Below are 477 nucleotides of genomic sequence, written 5' to 3'. Positions count from 1 at the left end.
CAGCTGGCCCGCACGCTTGCCGAACGGACCGGTGAAAGCATCACACTGGCCACCAAGCGCGCGCTTGAAGAGCGCCTGCGACGGCTTGGCTCTGACATGCGCAAAGCTGCACTCCTCGAGGATCTCGAAGCGATCCAGCGACGCTGGAACGCTCGGCCCGTTCTCGACAGCCGCACAGCCGATGAGATTCTCGGATACGACGAGAACGGACTGCCATCCTGATGGTCATCGATACCTCCGTCCTTGCCGCCATTGCTTTCAATGAGCCGGAAGCGGCGGCTTTCCGCGAGCGCATTGCAGACGACCCCGTCAGGCTCATATCCGCTGCGACCGTCCTAGAGGCAGCCATGGCGATCGAAACTCGACTTGGGGAGGCCGCAGGTGCCGATCTCGACCTCTGGCTCTACAAGGCAGAAGTCGAAATCGTTCCAGTTACAGCCGACCATGCTGATCGCGCGCGACGCGCCTGGCGGCGTT

2 protein-coding genes are annotated in these 477 nt (G+C 62.5%); both read left to right on the top strand.

The genetic code is table 11. From position 1 onward, the window contains the following. Positions 1-222: type II toxin-antitoxin system VapB family antitoxin (locus tag L981_RS32965; RefSeq protein ID WP_043627222.1), on the top strand; the 222-nt coding region annotated here is incomplete at its 5' end. Then, positions 222-477 (top strand): type II toxin-antitoxin system VapC family toxin (locus tag L981_RS32960; protein WP_043627219.1); only part of this gene is annotated, 256 nt, incomplete at its 3' end. The genes L981_RS32965 and L981_RS32960, both read left to right, overlap by 1 nt.

Source organism: Ensifer sp. ZNC0028 (assembly GCF_000799055.1).
In the GTDB taxonomy this organism is placed as follows: Bacteria; Pseudomonadota; Alphaproteobacteria; order Rhizobiales; family Rhizobiaceae; genus Ensifer.
The sequence above is the reverse complement of the archived record's forward strand: the minus strand, read 5'-3'. Positions and strand labels throughout refer to the sequence as shown.